At 66.5% G+C, this 19746-nt stretch carries 11 protein-coding genes; 9 read left to right on the forward strand and 2 right to left on the reverse strand.

The window, feature by feature from the left end; translation table 11 throughout:
• The 4 genes from QM619_RS05735 to QM619_RS05750 form a co-directional block, all read left to right on the forward strand.
• Positions 1-2036, forward strand: a 2036-nt coding sequence (locus tag QM619_RS05735; protein WP_415105242.1) for a hypothetical protein, incomplete at its 5' end; no start/stop codon positions are given.
• Positions 2033-3421: a DUF5719 family protein gene (locus QM619_RS05740; RefSeq protein WP_415105245.1), complete on the forward strand. Its 1389-nt coding sequence runs from the start codon at positions 2033-2035 to the stop codon at positions 3419-3421. The genes QM619_RS05735 and QM619_RS05740, both read left to right, overlap by 4 nt.
• Positions 3422-3429: 8 nt before the next feature.
• Positions 3430-4230, forward strand: coding sequence for a YhfC family intramembrane metalloprotease (locus QM619_RS05745; protein ID WP_415105248.1), 801 nt, complete (start codon positions 3430-3432; stop codon positions 4228-4230).
• A gap of 137 nt (positions 4231-4367) precedes the next feature.
• Positions 4368-4814 (forward strand): metallopeptidase family protein, encoded by a 447-nt coding sequence (locus QM619_RS05750; protein WP_415105251.1) that lies wholly within the window; start codon positions 4368-4370, stop codon positions 4812-4814.
• A gap of 10 nt (positions 4815-4824) precedes the next feature.
• Here the strand turns inward: QM619_RS05750 and QM619_RS05755 are convergent, their stop codons facing one another.
• Positions 4825-5448: a PIN domain-containing protein gene (locus QM619_RS05755; protein ID WP_415105254.1), complete on the reverse strand. Its 624-nt coding sequence runs from the start codon at positions 5446-5448 to the stop codon at positions 4825-4827.
• Positions 5445-5831, reverse strand: coding sequence for a helix-turn-helix domain-containing protein (locus tag QM619_RS05760; RefSeq protein ID WP_415105257.1), 387 nt, complete (start codon positions 5829-5831; stop codon positions 5445-5447). The genes QM619_RS05755 and QM619_RS05760 overlap by 4 nt, the downstream gene beginning before the upstream one ends.
• A gap of 433 nt (positions 5832-6264) precedes the next feature.
• Here QM619_RS05760 and QM619_RS05765 point away from each other — a divergent pair, with 433 nt between their 5' ends.
• The 5 genes from QM619_RS05765 (at position 6265) to QM619_RS05785 (ending at position 19644) form a co-directional block, all read left to right on the forward strand.
• Positions 6265-6741 (forward strand): type II toxin-antitoxin system ParD family antitoxin, encoded by a 477-nt coding sequence (locus QM619_RS05765; RefSeq protein WP_415105259.1) that lies wholly within the window; start codon positions 6265-6267, stop codon positions 6739-6741.
• 115 nt (positions 6742-6856) lie between these two features.
• The gene (locus QM619_RS05770; protein WP_415105262.1) at positions 6857-9961 is read left to right on the forward strand and encodes a DUF6603 domain-containing protein; all 3105 of its coding nucleotides are present in this window, start codon (positions 6857-6859) and stop codon (positions 9959-9961) included.
• Positions 9961-13269: a hypothetical protein gene (locus QM619_RS05775; RefSeq protein WP_415105265.1), complete on the forward strand. Its 3309-nt coding sequence runs from the start codon at positions 9961-9963 to the stop codon at positions 13267-13269. The genes QM619_RS05770 and QM619_RS05775 overlap by 1 nt, the downstream gene beginning before the upstream one ends.
• Positions 13270-13312: 43 nt before the next feature.
• Positions 13313-17863, forward strand: coding sequence for a hypothetical protein (locus tag QM619_RS05780; protein ID WP_415105268.1), 4551 nt, complete (start codon positions 13313-13315; stop codon positions 17861-17863).
• Complete coding sequence (locus tag QM619_RS05785) at positions 17863-19644, forward strand: hypothetical protein (RefSeq protein WP_415105270.1); 1782 nt, start codon at positions 17863-17865, stop codon at positions 19642-19644. The genes QM619_RS05780 and QM619_RS05785 overlap by 1 nt, the downstream gene beginning before the upstream one ends.
• The last annotated feature ends 102 nt before the right edge of the window (positions 19645-19746 follow it).

The following is a 19746-nucleotide window of genomic DNA, read 5'->3' on the forward strand; positions in this document are numbered from 1 at the left end:
CCGCGGCCGTGCTGCGCGATCGCGGGGTGAAGCCCGCCGCGCTGGCCGGGCTGACCCCGACCCGGCGCCAGCTGACCGGCCAGGCCATCGACCGGGCCGCCGGGCGCGTCGCCGAAGCCTGGGCCGACCTGGCCGACACCCGCAGCCAGACCTCGCTGGACGAACTCACCGGCGACGACTTCGCCGCACGGGGCCGGCTGCGCCGGGTCTCTCCGCTCGACATCGGCGCGTATCTGCTGTCGGTCCTGGCCGTGATCGCCGGCTGGCGACTGGTCGGCGAGGGACGCCTGACCGGCGCCGGTCTGCTGCCCTCGCCCGAACACTGGACCGATCTGCTGCAGGCCTGGCTCGCCCCGGTCGCCGGCCAGCCCGGCCTGGCCGGTCCGCCCTGGCTGGGCAGCACCGCGCTGGCCGCGCTGGTGACCTTCGGACAGGTGGAATGGCTGGTCACCGCGGCGTTCCTGATCGCCGTCCCGCTGGCCTGGATCCTGGCCCTGCGGGTGCTGCGGCACCAGGGCGTCGAAGGCCCGGTCGCGGTGATCGGCGCTCTCGGCTACGCCATCGCGCCGGTGCTGGTCGGCGCGCTCGGCGGCGGCTGGCTCGGCGTCCTGACCTGGTCGGTGCTGCTGCCGCTGCTGGCACACGCGTTCGCCGCCTGGACCACCGAGCGGAGCTGGCGGGCCGCCGGCGCGATCGGGCTCTGGCTGGCCTTCGCGGTCGTCGAGGTGCCGCTGACCTGGCCGCTGGTGCTGCTCGCGATGGCTGTCGCGGCCCGGAGTTGGCGGGACGCGGGTCAGCTGCTGCTGGTCGCGGCGTCCGCCCTGGTCGGACTGGGTACCTCGGTGGCCGGCTGGTGGCCGGTTCCGGGCCGGTTCCTGACCGGGGCGTCCCCGACGCTGGCCTCGACCGCCGTCTCACCGGAGTGGCAGTTGCTGCTGGCGCATCCGTCCGGCACCGGGGTGGCGCCGCTGTGGGTGTGCGCGGCGGTCGCTGGCGTCGCCTGGCTGGTGGCGCTGCTGGGCTTGTTCCGGCGTCCGCGGGCCGCGGCGCCGGGGTTCATCGCGGCGGTGATCGGCCTGGCGCTGGCGCTCGGGTTGACCCGGCTTGTGGTGCTGGTCCCGCCCGGTGTCGAGGTGCGGCCGCAGCCGCTGCCCTGGCTGATCTTGATGCTCGGCGGCCTGGTGCTGGCCGCCGCCCGCGGCCTGGCCGGAGTGTCCGCCGGACTGCGCAACCGGACGCTGGGCGGCTGGCATGCCGCCGTGCTGGGCTTGGCGGTGGTGGCGATCGCCGCGGTCGGCGTGGGTGCCGGCTGGTGGGCGTGGGCGGGCACCGCGACGTTGCACCGGACGGCGTCCGACACCCTGCCGTCGTTCGTCCGGGTGGCGATGACCTCGTCGACCCCGGTCCGGACGTTGGCCATCGCACGTAGTCACGGCGAGATCCGCTGGTCGCTGCTGCAGGACGACCTGCCTCGGCTGGGCGACGACGAACGGGGCCTGCCCGGTTCGGTGGAGCCGGAACGCGGCCTGGCGGCGTCCGTGGTGAACCGGCTGCTGTCCGGCAGCGCCGACGACCAGCTGAGCGCCGACCTGGCCCGGCTGGGTGTCGGCTACGTCTGGGTGCAGGGCAGCGATCCGGAGGTCCGGACGTCGCTGGGCAACGTGCCCGGTCTCGGTGTCGGGACCGGCGACGATCGGGGCGCGACCTGGCCGGTGCCGGACGCCGCGCGCGCCACCGTCGAGGCCGGCGGCGTCCGGCAGCCGACCGGGGACGGCCAGGCCGTCGCCGCCGGGGCCGAATCGCGGCTGCTGGTGCTGGCCGAGCCGGCGGATGCCCGCTGGCGGGCCAGCGTGGACGGCCGTCCGCTGGTCGCCCGCACGCTGCCCGACGGACGCCAGGCATTCGAGCTGGGCGCGGGCGGCGGCGTGCTGCGATTCGGGCTGCAGGGCGAGTCCGAGCTGTGGCCGTGGTTGCAGCTGACCGGGCTGGTGCTGCTGATCGTGCTGGCCGGCCCGCGCGTGGGGAGGCGGCGATGAAACGGCTGTGGGCACCGGTGGTTGCCGCGGCGATCGTGGCATCGATGGTGTGCGGCGGGGCGTCGCTGCCGGTGCAGCAGCTCGCGGCGTCCGCCCCGGTCCAGGACGACCGCGCCCGGGTCGCCGTCGTCTGCCCCACCCTGCCCGGCGACGGCCAGCCGGACGTGATCGCGGCCGGTTCGCCGCAGGCCCGGCTGGCGACCGCGCCGCTGGCCGATCCCGACCAGGACAGCGGCGTCGCCGGCGTCTTGGCGGTCAGCCCGGCCACGGCGTCCCCGCTGGTGGTGAGCGCGCCCCGGCTCGACGTGTTCTCGGCCAGCACCCGCGCCGCGGTGGTCGCCGGCTCCGACCGTGGACTGTCGCTGGCGTCCTGTGACCGACCGGGCACCTCGGCCTGGTTCGCCGGGGTGACCTCGTCGACCAGCGCGACCGCCGACCTGGTGCTGCTCAACGCCGACGCCGCGGACGCCACCGTCGACCTGACCGTGTACGGGCCGCTGGGCCGGGTCAACGCGCCCGGCTCGCGCGGCATCGTGGTGCCGGCACGGAGCCGCCGGATCGTGCCGCTCGGACCGCTGTTCACCCTCGATCAGGCCGTGTCGGTGGAGCTGTCCACCTCGGCCGGCCGGGTGGCATCGATGATCCGGCAGCGCGCCCGTGCCAACGACAAGCCGGCCGGCAGCGACTGGCTGCCCCCGACCGCCGCACCCGCTACGACGGTCCTCATTCCCGGTCTCCCGAGCGGCAAGGGCGCTCGCGAGCTGCTCGTGGTGAACCCCGGCGAGCGGACGGCCACCGTCGCCCTTCAGGTGCTGGGCGCGGCCGGACCGATCGCCGTGCCCGGCTTCGAGACCATCGAGCTGCCGCCGCAGACGAGCCGTACCGTGGCGCTGGGCGCCGCGCTCGCCGCCGCCCCGGTCGGTCTGCGGCTGAGCTCGGACCAGAAGATCACCGCCGGCGTGATCAGCGGCAACGGTGCGGACGCCGACGCGTCCGACATCTCCACCCAGGTCGCCACACCGGCGCTGGCCGGCCCGGCCGCCCTCGCCCTCTCGCCGGGGCAACGGGTCGCGCCCGTCCTGCACTTGACCGGCGACTCCGCCGCCGTGAGCACGGTGCGGGTGCAGGTCGCCCCGGCGTCCGGCGCGCCACTGCTCGACCGGGTGGTGGACGTCCCCGGCTTCGCCGACGTCACTCTGCGGCTGCCGCGCGCCACCGATGTCCTGATCACCATCGAGCCGCAATCCGGTGCCGTGCATGCCTCGGTGGCGGTGCAGACCACGATCGGCAAGGTCACCGGGGTCGCGTCCGCGGCCGTCCTGCCGGTCGCGGTGGCCAGCAGCCTGCCGCCGATTCGTCAGGACGGCAGGCTAGGGTCCGGTTGAGGTGAGCCATGGTTCCCGTGTCCTCGATCGTCGGCATGGCGCTGACCTCGGTGATCTGCATGCTGGTGCCGGTGGGCGGATTCGTCTGGATCGCCACCCGCCGGGACGCCGGAGTGCGCCGGTATCCGAAGGTGGGACGCGCGTTCGCTGCCGGCATGCTGGCCTTCGTCGCCTCCCAGCTGCTCACCCGGATTCCGCTGATGGCCTGGCTGGGGTCGCAGGACCTGTCCTGGGCGCAGTGGCTGGTGTCGGCGCCGGTGGCCAGCTTCACCGCCGGGCTGTTCGAAGAGACCGGCCGGCTGCTGGTGATGCTGTGGCTGCTGCGGCGCTTCCACCGGTGGATCGACGGGGTGTCGTTCGGCCTGGGTCACGGCGGCATCGAGGCGGTCCTGCTGGTCGGCCTGAACCAGCTGGTCACCCTGGGGTTGGCGATATTGGTCAACATCGATCCCGGGAAATTGGACCAGATGCCGGCCGGGGTGCGAGAGCCGCTGGTGACCGCGCTCACCATGCGGCCCCCACTGGACTACTACCTGGCCGGCGTGGAGCGGATCGGCGCGATCGGTCTGCACATCGGGCTCAGCGTGCTGATCCTGTGGGGCATCGTCGCCGGACGCCGTGCGCTCGCCTGGGTGTCGGCAGTGCTGATCCACGGGGTATCCAATCTGGTCGTGGTGCTGCTGGCGACGTCCGGACTGCCCGGAGCGTCCGTGCTCGCCGAGGTCGCCCTGCTGGCGCTGGTGGCAGGATTCTGGACGCTGTTCGTGCTCCGCTCCCGACCCTGGTTCCCGACCATGCCGCTTCGCTGATCGAGATCCGAGCCGCCTCGTTGATCGAGCCTGGCGAGATCTGAGCCACCCCGTTGATCGAGCTTGTCGAGATCCCCCCGGTTGATCGAGCTTGTCGAGATCCCAGCCGCATCGGGATCGCCGATAGCCTTGGGCACATGGCACACCGCAGGGAACGTCACGGCCGCGGCCTGCGGGGACCGCTGGCGCTGCCCAACCCGCTGACCGGCAATCCGGTTCCGCTGCGCGCCCGCGCGGCCGGTGCCGAGTATTTCACCGCCTGCGTCCAGCAGGGTGTGGCGCGGGTGTCCGCGGCCTGCCCGCGGGCCCTGGTCGGCATCGACGTAGGTGTGGAGGACGTCCCGAGCGTGGTCAGCGGCTGGAGCCGCGACCGGGTGCCACTGGCGGCGGCGATCGGACCGGAGCCGCCCCACCACGGCCAGGTGGTGCTCTACCGGCGTCCGTTGGAACACCGGGCCCGCACCCGCAAAGGCCTCCGGATCCTGGTCTTCCGCACCCTGGTGGAACAGCTGCACGCGCTCACCGAGATCCCGCTGGAAGAACTCGACCCCGAAGGCTGGGCCACCGACGACGACTGGGAGTGAGGCGCGTCGGCTAAAGTCGTTCGTCGCCCGCTGGTGAAACCGCGCCGGACTTGGTCGGCATCCCGCCGTCGACGGCGGCTTGGGACAGCGACCGGATCCGATTCGCAACCGCGTTGCCGACGATCTTCTCCAGCGTGGTCAGAATTTCGGCTTCGGACCTGGACGAATTCCGGATGGTCTTTTGGTGGGCTTGGAGGATCTTGTCCGGATGCGTCTCGGAGAGGCGAGTGAGAAGTTGCCCGGCATTCATCAACTCAATGCCATTTTCCATCATCCACGCCTGGGGAAAATGACGGGTATTCTCAGTCACCAATACGTCGGCATCGGCGGACAGTGCGGCTGCTAGAACATGCCGGTCCTTGGCGTCCATCGTCACTCCAGCGGCGGTGGCTAGGGCGTCGACACCGACCTCGACAAGCGCATCCTCGAGGTAGTCGTTCATGAGTGCCTCAAGGTGATCCGTGGCGGCCTGGTCGAGGCGGAGTCGTCCGCGAAGGTTTCGTGACATTTCGTCCAGGATCTGCTGGCTCCAGTGGACCTCGATGGCCCCGGCATCAGCAGCGTAGAGGAAATAGTCACGCAGGGTTCGAGAGAACAGGATGTTGGCGTCGGCGAGGACGACGGAGACCGTCAATCGATGAATCCGATCTCGTTGGAGAACGCTGCCAGCGCCTGGGCTGCCTTGTCGCGTCGAGACCGGCGGTCGCGTTGGAAGGCCAGGATCGCTTGTGCGGGAATGCGGTGGTGGGTTCCCACCATGACGTGATCGATCGCTCCGGATGTAACCAGCTTCATCAGCGTTGGTCGTGACAAGCCGAGCATCGCGGCCGCTTCGGTGGTGGTGAACAGTTCCTTGATCGGGACCACCACAGCACCGGTGGTCCGTTCGGCGTCGAGCAGGGCGAGCACCTTCTCCGCGCTCTGGCGGGGGAGGTCAAGGGCGACGCTGACGCTGTCACCAGGCCTGGCGAGCGCCGTGCGAAGCGTCTCTACGTCTTCTATGCGGACCTCAGACATCTGCTCTCCAAGTGCAGTAATCCAATGCAACTGTTGTAAGTGTAGCCTCTCGGCGGAGGTTGGGTAACCATGGAGGGGTCGCGCTGGCCGACCGGCTGCCAAGGCGTTGGTCGGCACGAGGATCTCGCGGGGCTGCCGGTGGCTGGGGCGGGGACCGGGTGCCGCTGGCGGCGGCGATCGGACCGGAGCCGCCGCACCATGGCCAGGTGGTGCTCTACCGGCGTCCGCTGGAACATCGGGCCCGGACCCGCAAAAGGCCTCCGGATCCCGGTCTTCCGCACCCTGGTGGAACAGCTGCACGCACTCACCGAGATCCCGCTGGAAGAACTCGACCCTGAAGGCTGGGCCACCGACGACGACTGGGAGTGGGGGCGCGCGGGCGGCTGCGGTTCAAGGGATTCTGACGCCTGCCAATCCCCGCTATCGTCGCGACATGGAGCGCGCCATCCCGATCAGTTCGGAAGACCACGCGACGCAGTTGGCCGCGCTTCGCGCGGCGCTCATCGAAGGCGAGGAAAGCGGCAAGCCCGAGCCTTTCGACCTCGCCGCTTTGATCGCCTCCAAGCGGCCGCGAGCCCGCATCGGTTCCCTGTTTGCGCCAGCGCATGAGTTCCGCGCAGCACCTCTGAAGGGCGCGCTAACGCGGGGTTCGAGAGGGCAGCACGGTGTGTTTGGCCAGGGTGACGGAGACTGTCAATCGACAGGTCCGATTCTCGTCGGAGACGTTCATGAGTGCCGGTGGGCTGCACTCTCGGGCGGTGTCCGGCGGTCGAGCCTGTGGAGCTTGGGCCGCGTAGCGGCCCGTCACATGCTCCACGTATGCCGGGCCCGCGACCGATCCAGTTCGTTCCTTCAAGCAGAGGCTGGATCCCAGATCCTGCGTTCAGTCAACGTGAATTGGGCGGCATAGACTGTAACCCACCTCCACCCGGCCGAGCAATAGGTACATCTACCTCGCGCACATCGTTGCAGTCCTGCTATGCTAGCCCAAGCTGTTGGGCCGTATGCACGAAATGAGGTCGACGATGACCGATGTTGGTACCGGGTTCCTCCAGGCCGTCTCGGCATTCTGCGCGACCCGGCTGGGGAAGGCGTCGAGCACGACCTTCAAAGACGCCAGATCGCTTATCGTCAGCCTCGGTGACGGTATAGAGGACAACACCAAGGCGGCATACGACAAGCTCAAGGCAGACATCGAGGCTGATGTCGACCTGGTCAAGCCGGTCATCAAGGCGATCGAAAAGCAGACCGCTCTCATCGGCAAGATGGCCAGTGAGGCGGTCGCTGACGCCAAGATCGATCCCTTCACCGTTGCGTTGGCGGGCCGCATCGGGGAGCGGGTGGGGGTGGCCCTTATGGCGATAGACGAAGCTGTCAACATCGTCGCCAAGGAGTTGGCCAAGGATGCAAACGGCGACGTCGACGAGGATCTGCGACGGAAGTTGATGGGTATTTGGAACCCGTGGGTTCAGCCCTTCAAAGACCTTGCCGATGGCGCTGGAAAGCTCCTTGATGGGCTGGGCAAGCAACTTATGGGTATTGATTCGGTAACCAAGGAGCTTGCTGATCTCGCGAAGAAGAAGCGTCTGACATTCGATCAAGACAAGTTCCGAGTGGCCCTTGCTGTCAAGAGCACCAAGAAGGTCGACTTCGAACTGATGGTCCTCAATGAGATGACTTTGGAGGCATTCCTCGGATTTGGACGCCGCGAGTTCAAGAATCCCTCAGAAGAAGATAAGAAGTCGCTGGTTGAGCGCGACGGCAAATGGTGGCGCGCCGATGAACCCGTCTTCGGTCTTCGGCTCTATGTGACCATTGATCCGGGTCTGCAGAAGAACCCGCTTTTGTCTCAGATTATGCCCGGGTCGTCCAAGCCGAAGCAGATCAAGCCTTCCGTGATCAGCCTCGACTCGGTCGACGGCCTCTACCTAGGCGATGGTCGAAGTGCGGGAAATGAACGTGCCACGTTGCCCTTCACATTCTCTTCCCCGGCGGTCGAGGTCCGAGAGATTGCCCTTGGGCTGCTGCGAAATCCTGCCAATGAGGTTACGGGTCTCGAACTGACGACAGTCGTTGCCGCCAAACTCGGTGATGCTGTCGGCCTGCAGGTCGGTGGCGCAGGCGTCATTATCGCTCTCGATGGACAGCCCGCCAGTGCGGCGGTATTCCCAATAGATGTATCGCCGCGTTGGCCAGAGGCTATCGGCGTACGCGTCAAGGCCGGGCCGGTCAAGGGCGGTGGCTATCTCGAGCGTAAGGTTCGGACTTACGGTATTCCGCCCAATACCAAGGAGATTGCGGAGTTCGGGGGCGTCATCCAGCTGGAGATCCTCGAGGTCGGGGTCTTCGCGATCGGTATCCTCTCTCCGGATCCGTTCTCACTTGTCTTGGTGATGGGGATACGCTTCCCGACTGCTATCGAGCTATCGTTCGGATTCACATTCAATGCGGTCGGTGGTCTGCTCGCCGTCAACCGCACCGTCAATACGACCGAGCTTATTGCGGGGATGAGGACCCACTTCATCGATCGAGTGCTCTTTCCTGATGACCCGGTTGCCGAGGCGCCCAAGATCCTCGATCAGGTGGCCAAGGTTTTCCCTCACTCGGACGGTGGCTTCGTCGTTGGCCCAATCGTCGAACTTGGATGGGGGTCCCAAGCGAAGATCATTGAGGCCAAGATCGGGATCGTCTTGGCCCTGCCTGATCCCAAGATCATCATCTTGGGTAGCGTGCGAGTACGGGCGCCATCCAAAGAGACGCCCCTCACTGACTTCCGGTGCGAAGTCTATGGCGAGATCAGTGCCGATCGTCTGCTGATCGTCGCTACTCTGCGTGATTCAAAGATCGCTGGGATAAATATCTCAGGTGACCTCGGGCTGCTGATCCAGTGGGGCGGCGGTGGCGACTTTGCACTGTCGGTCGGAGGGTTCCATCCGAGATACACTGAGATCCCCAGCGACCTCAAGGGTCTGGCTCCGCTGACCATCGACTTGTCGCCGCCGGCCGTCGTCAAGATTATTGTCAAGGCCTACTTTGCGGTGACTGCCGGCTGCGTGATGGCAGGTATTCGCGGTGAACTGAATGCCGAACTGGGGATCGCCAGCGCGCGGGCCTGGCTCCAATTGGATATGATATTCCGTTGGGTGCCGGTGTTCGGGTTCGCGGTCGATCTCGACCTCGGTATCGAGATTAAGGTTTTTGGTCACAGCTTCGCTTCGATCTCGTTCAAGGGATCGCTCGAAGGTACCAGCCCCTGGAAGATCGTCGGTACGGCAACAGTCGATGTCTGGTTCTTGCCGACCTTCCATTTCAATCTCGGTCCGATCACCTGGCCCGAGTCGGCCGCAATAGAGACGCCAAAGGTCAACCCACTGGCGCTTGTCGAAGAGGCCCTGAATTCGGACGAGGCCTGGAAAGCGATCCTCCCCGCCGACGGTGATCAACTCGCCGTTCTTGGTCGGATCGACGCGCCGGGCCTCGTGGCTCACCCGCTCGCTGCCTTAGAAGTGACCCAGTCCCGGCTGCCGCTCGAGACCCACATCGACCGGGTGGGTAGCGCTGGAGTGACGGCACACCGGGTGGCGCTCGGTCTGGCCACGACTAGTGCCGGGCCCGCCAGCGCGGTGTCCACCGTCAAAGCCCCTTTCGCTCCCGGGCAGTTCCTCAACCTGGAAGATGACGCTCTGCTGGCCCGATCTGGTTTCGACCAGTGGCCGAGCGGCTGCCGGGTCTCTGCGGCAACCGTACCGACGTCAGGCACGCCCACCGATGATGTCAAAGTCCGATGGCACACCTACTTCGGGGACAAGGATTCAGAGCCCGCCGGCAAAGGTGACGCGTTCAATCCTGGGATTTTTGCTGGCGTATGGGTCGAGCATGGGTTGGCATCCCGGCATGTCGCCGAGCGCGAAAATCCGTATCTCGCTCGCGTGGACAGAGTGGCACACCGTCCCGATGCCCGTGTCGAAATGATGCCCGCCGGTATGGCGACCGTCCGCCTCGCCGCCGAAGGTACTCAAGTTGTCACCGATCTGGGTGTGATGACGGCCAGCCAGGCGGCGTGGGTAGCTGACACAGTCAACGCCTCGAGCATGGCGAGTGTCACCAATGTTGCGATCGGAGTAATGTGATGGTCGATTTCGACTCCCTAACTCAGCTGCGCGGCGAGAGCCTCGCAGCTCTGCCACAACATGTTTTCGACGTCCTGACCCCAGCGTTGGCGCCGGAAGACGAGTTTCAGGTCGGCCGACTCGACTTGGCCGCTTACCAGTTCGTGCCCTTCGCCTTGTCGGGCCTCTCGTCAGCCATGCAGACGCCCGACGAGGGAATCCGCGCTACGACGACCGTGACGGTCCCAATCACCGACGATGTCGGGGGCAGCGGCAGGGCTGAAAGGCGGGTAATTCTCTACGGCCCAGGGGACGTCCTCGGGGTAGACCCTGGCCAGATCGTCCGGCGTTACCCCACCCCGGGCAGCGTCACGGCAGAGGAGACTTTTCACGCGCACATCGAGTTCGACCGCCCGGAGCTCCCTTGGGCGTTCTCGGCAGAAACGCCCAATGACAGGATGTCGCAGTGGCTTGCGCTCGTTGTGCTGGAACGTGCCGAGTGTGAATGGGAGCCCATGACTGCCGGCCTTCCGCCGGTTCTGCGTGTTGATGCCGATCGCCTGCCCGATCTCAACGAGCAGTGGGGTTGGGCGCATGCCCAGACTGTTGCTGGCACGGCCGCGCTGTCGGCCCGGCTGTCAACGGCCTATTCGCAGGTCAATGTCTCGCGGCTCATTGCCGCGCGTCAGCTGACACAGGAGACATCGTATGTGGCGTGTCTCGTGCCCACTACCGATGCCGGCGTCAAGGCAGGCCTCGGCTTAGGTCCGGGCACACTGGCTCCCGCTTGGACTGGTGGCTCAGGTCAGGTGCGACTGCCTGTCTACGACCGGTGGGAGTTCCGCACCGCGCCGGATGGCGACTTCGCCCGCCTCGCGCGTCGATTGGTCGGGGTGCCGGCACCCTGGAGCATTGGGCGGCGGTTCATGGACACGATGCGCCCAGGCGCGCCGCTGGGCGACCTAGCAGCCGATGAGATGGGGCGCCGACAGGTGATCCGCTGCGCGCTCTTTTCCCCTAGCGAGCCGCCGCCTGGGAGTCCGAGCGATGCCGCGACCTGGTCCCCAGAGCGGGTTGCGGCGCTGACCGCCGCTGTGCAACGCGGCGCCCTCATCGAGGGAGCCGCGGACGTTGATCCCGGCGTGCCGAGCGACCTGCCGATCATCGGCCCCCGCGTCTATGCCCGTGGGCAACGTGGGCGTGGGACTCTCGGCACTGGGGACTGGTTCACCGAGATCAACAGCACCCCGGTCCACCGGGTCGTTGCCGGACTTGGTACTCGGGTCGTAGTCAAGGATCAGGAGCCGCTTATGCAGGCGGCATGGGCGCAGGTAGGCGAGATCAACAGTGCCAATCGAGCGCTCATCCTCGCGCAGTTCGCCGAGCACCTCGCGATTCGAATCCACGACCGACTCAAAGCGCTCGAGGCATCCCGAATCCTGCAGATCACGCGGCCCTTGGCGACACGAATGACCATCGACGGCGCCGACCTGACGTTGTCGGGTCAAACGATGCGGAGCTCTCTGGCGCCCGCCGCCCTCGGTGGCGGCTTCCGCAAGACGGTGCGTGCCACCGGCCCGATCGCCCGGCGACTCTCGACAGCGGATCAAGCGAGGCTTGCGCAACTCGTCGCGCCAGGCGGTGCGGCACGGGACTTCACCCGGCCTCTGGGAGGTATCGACGGGGTCGGTGGACTCTCTCAGGCGGCACGGGAATCGCTCAATCCGGACCTTGTCGGACGCGCGCTGCGGGTACCGGCGGCCGACGCGATGATGATGGTGGCTCGGCACGCCGGAGTCGTCGCTTCGAGCCTCAGCGTCGCCACGGCGACGACGACCCCTGCGATGTGGCAACAGCCTGATTCTGGGTTTTCGCCCGGTGCCGCCATCGCGGAGCGTGTGGTCACGTCGGTCACCGAACGAGTTCAAGCGGCCGGAGCGGACCCTGTCCGCACCCGCTGGCTCGGTGGACTGGCTGCCGGCGTCAGCGGAGCTGTCGATAAGCGATCCCAGGTGGCGTCACGGATGGCCGAAGTCGCAGTCACGGTGCACGACCGACTCGCCCGCACGATGCCCGAGCGGGCCACCCGGCCCGGTCGGGTTGTCGTCAGACCCGACACTCCGACCGTGGGTGACCTCGGACGGGTTCGAGGTGGTCGAGGCGATGGATCCTCGGACAACGTCCGACCGGTGACTGGTAGACGTAGAGGCCTCCGCTCCCGGATCGACCCGGACCTGTTGGGACCCATCATCGAGTTCGAACCCGTCCGGGAGCGGCCAGGCAGGGTGGTGACACGCGCCGAGAAGCTCACCGCTATGGATACCGCTCAGGGTAACGCGCTCGGAGTGTGGGTAGCGTCGGCGGCGCGCGTCTCTGCGTTGGACCTTCGTGATCATATTGATTCGGTCGTCGCGTCGGTCGGAGTGCTCGACCTGGCCGGAACTCCGGCACGCGACGCTATGGCCGCATCGGCCGATCAAGTGCTCGCGCGGCTCGACCCGACGCGGACGATTGTGGATGCTACGCGTGCGCGTCTGTCAGTTGGGCTCGCGCGGTCCTCCGCATGGCTCGCTGAGCAGACGATCCGGCCAATTATGGCGGCTCCACGCTTCGACCGGCCGATGTACAAGGCGCTTGAAGACTATGATCGCGAGTGGCTCGTGCCGGGGCTCGGGTTGTTTGAAGAAGCAGACATGGTTACGGTGCTCGAGGCGAACGATACCTTTGTTGAGGCCTTCCTTGTTGGACTCTCAGATGAAATGGCGCGAGAACTGCTCTGGCGCGAGTATCCCACCGACATGCGAGGAACCTACTTCCACCGTTTTTGGGACGGCACCAAGGACGAACTGCGATCGGCGATCCATCGATTCACCCCTACCGCACTTGGCACTCATGTGGGCCTCGGCACTCCGGGACGATCTGGCCGCGCAGTCATCGTAATTCGCGGCGAGGTCGTGCAGCGTTATCCGGATATGACCATTGTGGCGCTCAAAGAAAAAGGGCGCGACGCGGACAATCGACCACTCCTGCCGGAGGATCCGAAAGGCCCGGAGGATGCCGCAAAGAGCCTGTTCACCGCATACATTTCACCGGATATGATGCTTATCGGCTTGGATATAACGGTCGATGAACTACGGGAAGATGGCTGGTGGATCGTCCTTGGCGAGCACCCGCAGGCACCCCGGTTCCGTTTCGCGGAAAGCGACGTCAGCGGCAACCAGGTGAGATTCGCTAAGCCGGGCGCTCGTCATGGTGGAGAGGTGGCGGTCGCTCGTCTCACACACCCGACGCGGATTGCCTTCGAGGCCGGAGAATTCCTGCCTAAATGATCCATTTCAAACCCACGCCACGAAGGACGATAGAGGTTCACGAATGACCGATGAACTCCACCCGCAGGTTCTCGCAACGCGGCGCACCGTGTCCGACTTGGCCCGCCAGCGCGACTCGCTGTTCGTCGCTGCCGGCCGCAGCGGAATACTCGATATTCAGCGGTTGAATCAACTCGATGAGACGATTGCCCGCCAGCTGGATCTCATCACCGATCTGGTAGACCCATGCGATGCCAGCCCCTCTGAGCCGCTTGTGCTGCTGCCTGTCCGTCTCGAGACACGACTGGCGGATACAGAGCGCGGGATCGTGCTGAAAGTACGTATTTATCCAGATGAGATTCACGTCGACGACCTCGTCCGCGGGCTGACGGAAGCCGAGGTCGCGGCTGGCCGCGCGTACTGGTCAGCGGTATGGGCCGAACCGATCGATGAGGCTGCATTTGGGCAGCTCGTGGAGGCGGTGTCATCTCGTCGCGCCGAATGGGTCGCGCATGTTTGTACGCCCACGAACCTCGCCGAACGTCCGGCCGTCGCGCCAGTCTTCAGCGATGTCGGGCTCATCGCCGCCCGTAACGTCGTTGCCCGGTCGTTGCCCGATCGGTTTGTCGTCACGGTAACGCAGGGCGGTACTACGTATCGCGGGGTCGGAGCGCCTGTCCCTCGTGACCTCATGCTCTCGCCGATCGCGCTGGAGGGCGATGATGTGGTGCGAACTGCGGAGCAATTGGCGGTACCTGTCGGTGCCGAGTGGCTAGTGGACTTCGATGAGGCGGTCAAGGTGGGCATGGGGGTCGTCGTTCCGCTGCCTAGCCGTGCGCCGATCAGCCAGGTAATGGCCCTTGGGACGCGCGCGTCCGCCTCCCCAGTCGACGGCGCAGCGGAGCTTGAGGCACTTTTCGAAGGCCACAGGTACGGCGGTGGCTTGGCTCTGCTTGCTCAGGACACTCCCACGAACAACTCCGATGGGGAGCGTTCTCCATACCGATCGCGCCCAGCGCCGGCAGCTCCCGCGCTGACGCCGCCGGCCGCCGATCCGGCTTCCGACGCCGCGGCGGCGGCGGCCGTTTTGGGAGTCGATCCGACAACGATGACCGCTTTGCTTGGGCATGGGTCCGGGGAGCAACTCGTCAGCAAGCAAGTCAATACGGCGCTCTGGGCTCCAGGGTGGGGCGCGTATTTGCTTTCCCTCGACGAGCATGGTGTTCCTGGAATCGATGACGCCCAACGCGAGTCCGGGCGTCAGCTGTTTCGCGACCATGTGCGTGGCCGCGGGCCTTCTCCCGCGCTGCGTGTTCGCGCCCAGCCTTACGGCGTGCTGCCGGTCAGCGACCTGCGTCGATGGGAGCCTGCGGCCGGGGAGACCACAGGCGGTATTGTGCGCGTCGTCCGAATGCTGCTCGACCGCTGGTTGGCTGCCGCCAACCAGCGGGTCCGTCGTATCAGACCGGGCCAGTCCGGTATCGATGAGAGCCTGCTCGAGGTACTGGGCGCAAGCCCGGTCGCGCAGGGCCTACGCGTACGTCCAGTTGTGACCGATGACGTCTCAAGTACCCTCATCGGCACCTTGGGCCTGGACCACCATGCATACGACAGCGAGAAGGCACTGTCGGCAGCCGTCTTCTCTTACCTGCTTCCCGACCACTCGGACGCGATGATGATTTCGTCGCTGCATAGACAGGATCGCCCTCTCCCTCTGCCTATGGCCTCTGATCGCGACCCCGAGTTTCTCGCGGCTCTGTTGGGGACACCGTCTCGGATCCTCGCGGTCGATAGTGTCCTACAAGCACTGGCGGTGCTCGCGCTCGACATCAGCGACGAAGATGTCGTCAAGTCTGCGCCAGCCACAGTGGTGCCGGAGCTGATTCAGTCCGCCGCACTCTCACCGGAGCTCAGGGCCAAGTCAACGGCACTCTTCGAACGGGCTGACTCCGCGTCGGCCGAGGAGTTCCATGCCGTTGCCGCCGAAATCACCGCCACCGGCATAGTTGCGGGCGGGCCCTCGGCACTCGCCCAGTTCCAGCCGGTTGCCCACATCTCGACGTCACTCGCCGAGGTTGCGTTGGCTGCTCCGGCCGGCGACGCCCGGGTCGAATTGACCTCCGCGGCACTGGCAGGCTGGATGCTGCAGATGGGCTACAGCGGAGAGGTTAGAAGGGCGCTGGCATCGCTTTCTGACACGACGACGGCAGTCCGTGTGTTAGCGGTGGCCGAGGCGTTGGACTGCTCGTCGCACCGTCTCGACGCTTGGGCGACGGCGATTGTTAGCGAAAGGCGAGCCCTCCAGGGCACGCGCCGGGGACTCACTATCGGCGCGTACGGCGTGGTTCATGATGTCCAACCAACTCCACCAAACTCTGACGGCTGGATTCATGCTCCATCTACACAGCATGCGGTAGCCGCGGGCCTGCTGCGCAGTTCGCACCTGTCACACCTGCCTGAGGGCTCGGGCGGTGGCGCGTTCGCCATTGATCTTTCGAGTCGACGGATGCGTAGGGCCACCGCGCTGATCGACGGAGTTCGACAAGGTCAGCAGTTGGCGGCATTGGTCGGCTACCAGATTGAGCGTGACCTTTCGGTCGCGGGACTAGCGCGGCTGCAATTGAGCCTGCGCGCGATCGCGCCGCTAATTGCTCGGCGCCTGCATGCCGTCGAAGGTGGTGACGACGACGGTGTCGATGACGACCGTGCCCGTGAGGCAGTGGCCGCGACGGACGTCGTTGACGGTCTTCTGCTGCTGCGTCGGCACCCGCCCGGTGATATCAAGCTGCGGAAGCTCCTCAACCAGCGACCAGTCAACGCATACCTCGACCCTGAGGACTGGGTCGCCCTGACCGATAAGGAATGGCTGACGGTAACCCAGGCGTTGACCGCTGCCGCGGAGGCTGTTGACGCCGTTGCCGACGTCATGCTCAGCGAGTCGGTGTTGCAGTACGCCAACGGCAACCACGCTCGAGCTGCCGCCGCGATGGATGTCATGGGCGTTGGGGCCAGCCCGCCCGACATTCTCGACATCCTCGAAACGCACGAGTCTGGAGAGCGACTGACCCATCGCGTCGTCGTAGCGGTCGGCACTGGTCAGCCATCCGCTTGGAATGCATCTGCGCCGCGGGCGGTGGCGGAGCCGGCGCTGGAGAAATGGGCAAGCGCTCACCTCGGCAGCCCGGCCTCGATAGTTGTGGCAGATCGCTCGAACGCCGGCGGTGGCCTTATCACCCTCGACGCCGCAGGGTTTGCAGCTCTCGATGTCATCTACGCCACCGATCTTGTGGCTTTCGAGCGGAGCATTCGTCTGCGCATTCAGGGGTTGGCTGATGTGGAGTTGTCCACTACCCAGCAGCCAGGTTGGCCAGTGGGGATGCGCGCGCTGGGCCGGGTTCTGGGGCTCGCCAGCACGTTGCGGGCGATCATGGCCGGAGCAACCCCGCTCACGGCGCCGGACCTGGCGAGACCGGGGGAGTCTTCACAACGGCCGGGCGAACCGTCGCGAGCCGACCTCGAGGCTCGGATGACCCAGGCGGCGGCGTCATTGACGGCAACCGTGGCGGCGCTCGAAGCCCAGGTAGCCGCTATACCGGCCGATGGGATGGTGCCTGACGATGCCACTGCGGCGACGCTCGCGGCGGCAGCCGACGTACTGTCGGGCTATGGTGTTCCGCTGACTCCAACCGAGACCCGCCCGCTAGACATGGGGTGGGTGCGGTCGGCGTGGGAAGTTGCGCGAGCTCGGTCGCTGAGTGCTACAGATCTGGTTGGTGGATTGGCAGTCCTGCCCACCGGAACGCCAATGAACCTGGTGCTTGACGCTGCCCAGAACGTTGCAGACACAGTGTTCGGCGATGGCTTCATCGTGGTGCCAGCCCTGACGGCAGCCCTTGGTGGTGACGCCTTCGCCGACGCGATGTCCCAGCCGGCGTTCGCCCAACCGGGCAAGGTCGCCGTCCGGCGTCTGGTGCGCGACTTCGCGACCGTGCGAGAGCAGGTGCGGCGATTTAGCGAGTTGCTGTTGGTGGGCGGTGCCCTCGGGGCCAGCAGGCATCTGGAGGTCGTGCAGATAGGTGAACGCACCAAGGACGGTCCCGCGGCTGGCACTGATCGCTGGCTGGCCGGGCCGCTCCCAGAGTCCGGTCCTTGGCCGGTCGGACCGGTCGCGCACTTGCTTGTCGACGCGGTCGGCCTTCTTGACCCCAGCGCCCCGATCGCCGGGCTCGTTGTCGATGCCTGGGTCGAGGATCTACCGACTCAGGTTGGGCCGAACGCCGACCCGGACGATCCTCAACCCGGCGCTTCTGTGACTGGGCTGGCCATCCGCGCCAACGCAGCGTCGGCGAGGGCGCCGCAAGCCATCCTCTCGGCGATCTCACCTGACGGGGCCCGATGGACGACCGACTCGCTGCGTGCAGTGGTCAATCAGACCCTCGATCTCGCACGGGTCCGGCTTGTCCGGCTCGACCAGTTGCTCGGCGAAGGCTTGGCGCTACCCGCGTTGTATGTGCGCTCGTCGTCCCTGCGGGGCGAGCCAGCATGGCAGTTCAGTGATCTCAAACTCGCCTCCTTCGCTCATGTTACGTTGCCTTACGTCAAAGAGGTGCCCTGATGGCCATCATCAAGTTGGATCCAGTGCAGATGATCACTTCCGATGCGATCAACGATGTACTCAAGGCCGTGGTTACCAAGCCGCCGGCGCTGACTCGGCTAGAGCCCCAGTCGACCTCGGGCGACCCGTCGCCGGGTGTTGAGGCACGGATAGCCGACCCGCTCTGGATGCTCGGTAGGCAATGGCAACTCGGCGAACTCCTGGGGGAAGATGTCGGCAGCCCTGTGTCGGTCACTGTGTCGTCGCGTGCCCTGCCTATCACGGCTTGGGCTCCGGCCGGGCGCACTGACGGTGGCGACAGTGCCACGGCACCGGCGTGGCGGCCTTGGCCGGCCGGGGCCATCCTTGAGGAACTCGTCGAAGACGTGCCGCGGATCGGCTACGAGCAGGGAGTGCGCTGGAGCGCAGAGACCGGGGCGATGCTGCACGAGATGCTCGTGGACGGCGGACATGAAGACGCGGCCGCAGCGCTGCTGGTACGACATCCGTTGCAAGCGCCGACTGATCCGCTAGACCCTGAGGGGCTGTTGGATACGGCTGCTGGCCGCCTGCTCTCAGGGTTAGCCGGTGCGGTGCCTTCGGGCGTTGGCGCCCGGAACGAGCTCGAATCGGGTGATCACGAGTCGGGACAGCCGTCGTGGGTGCGCGATGCGGCGGATCCGATCGGCGCGCACGCAGTATGCGCCGAGTGGTTGGCCTGGGTCCATGGTGCACCAGACTCGGGTGGTGCCTGGACGACAACCCGTCTCGAGCACCGCTTCTGGCTACGGTTCGGTCACGGACCGGAGGCAGTGGTCGTTGAAGCAACCGCTTTCGCTGGGGGTTCAGCGCGCTGGCACCATATGCAGTGGGTGCCGGGTGCGAATGTCACACTCGACGGCGATGACGCGTTGAGCGCCCCACCCGCCCGGACTGACGTGATGCTGGCGACGCCTCTGCGCTACCCCGGCCAACCAGCGGATCGCTATTGGCAGCTCGAAGAGGGTTCTGTCAACATCGCGGCGATTGAAGCCCAACCGCATGACCTGGCCAGGCTGTGCCTGGCAGAGTTCGCTCTCGTAAGCGGGGACGATTGGCTTGTTATCCCGGTCGACGGGGTAGCCGGTGCGGTCAACCAGGTGCAGACGGTGCGTGTGCGTACGACGTTCGGCGAAGATATCGATATACCGGCTGCCTCAGAAGAGCGCCGCGGGCGAGGCTTTCGGATGTTCGAGGTGACTGCGGACGATGGCCGCGAGTTGGACGGCGTCCTGCTTGCGCCAACGGGGCCGACGGCCCTAGTCGGCGAGCCCGTTGAGGAGGTTGCGTTCGTCCGTGATGAGAACGCCAACCTCGCCTGGGCGATCGAGAAGGTGGTCCCTGGCAGGTCCGGGGATGGTCGGCAGCGACGCAGCGAACCCCAGCCCACCCGGCCGACACCGCCAGAGGACCGAGAGCCGGACGACGTGGTGTACGAGTTTCAGGTGCCAGTACCCCGTCACTGGATCCCGTTGGTGCCGGTGCGCACAGGACCCGCAACGATCGGGCTGCGCAAGGGTGCGATGCTCGCGGAGGACCAGCCGGTCCTCGCCCAGAGCTTGCTGTTAGGACCCACGCCCTTGACCTTCCCGCCAGAGGAGATCCCGCGGGAGGGGGTAACCGTGCGGGCTGTGCCGGCGCTCGCTAGGCGTCGCGACGGCAGCTATGCCCGTTGGGTGGGGCACCGAGTGCACGTCGGACGAGGAGAGGCATCGAGCGGTTTTGCCAGCGACAACGCCAAACTTCCGCCCAAGCGCACGTAGGTGCCCTTTTCGGTGACTTTGCGTTACCGCGTGGTCGCGGACATCTGGTGAGTCCCATCGGGCTGGCACCGTGCGGCGCCAACCCTGCACCTGTGCTGGAGG

Origin of the sequence: Micropruina sp. (assembly GCF_047606665.1) — a bacterium.
Lineage (GTDB): Bacteria > Actinomycetota > Actinomycetes > Propionibacteriales > Propionibacteriaceae > Micropruina.

Coding starts and splice junctions, on each gene's coding strand:
- QM619_RS05765 (WP_415105259.1), top strand. CDS start 6,265: ATGGAGCGCGCCATCCCGATCAGTTCGGAAGACCACGCGACGCAGTTG.
- QM619_RS05760 (WP_415105257.1), bottom strand. CDS start 5,831: ATGTCTGAGGTCCGCATAGAAGACGTAGAGACGCTTCGCACGGCGCTC.
- QM619_RS05770 (WP_415105262.1), top strand. CDS start 6,857: ATGACCGATGTTGGTACCGGGTTCCTCCAGGCCGTCTCGGCATTCTGC.
- QM619_RS05740 (WP_415105245.1), top strand. CDS start 2,033: ATGAAACGGCTGTGGGCACCGGTGGTTGCCGCGGCGATCGTGGCATCG.
- QM619_RS05775 (WP_415105265.1), top strand. CDS start 9,961: ATGGTCGATTTCGACTCCCTAACTCAGCTGCGCGGCGAGAGCCTCGCA.
- QM619_RS05780 (WP_415105268.1), top strand. CDS start 13,313: ATGACCGATGAACTCCACCCGCAGGTTCTCGCAACGCGGCGCACCGTG.
- QM619_RS05785 (WP_415105270.1), top strand. CDS start 17,863: ATGGCCATCATCAAGTTGGATCCAGTGCAGATGATCACTTCCGATGCG.
- QM619_RS05750 (WP_415105251.1), top strand. CDS start 4,368: ATGGCACACCGCAGGGAACGTCACGGCCGCGGCCTGCGGGGACCGCTG.
- QM619_RS05745 (WP_415105248.1), top strand. CDS start 3,430: ATGGTTCCCGTGTCCTCGATCGTCGGCATGGCGCTGACCTCGGTGATC.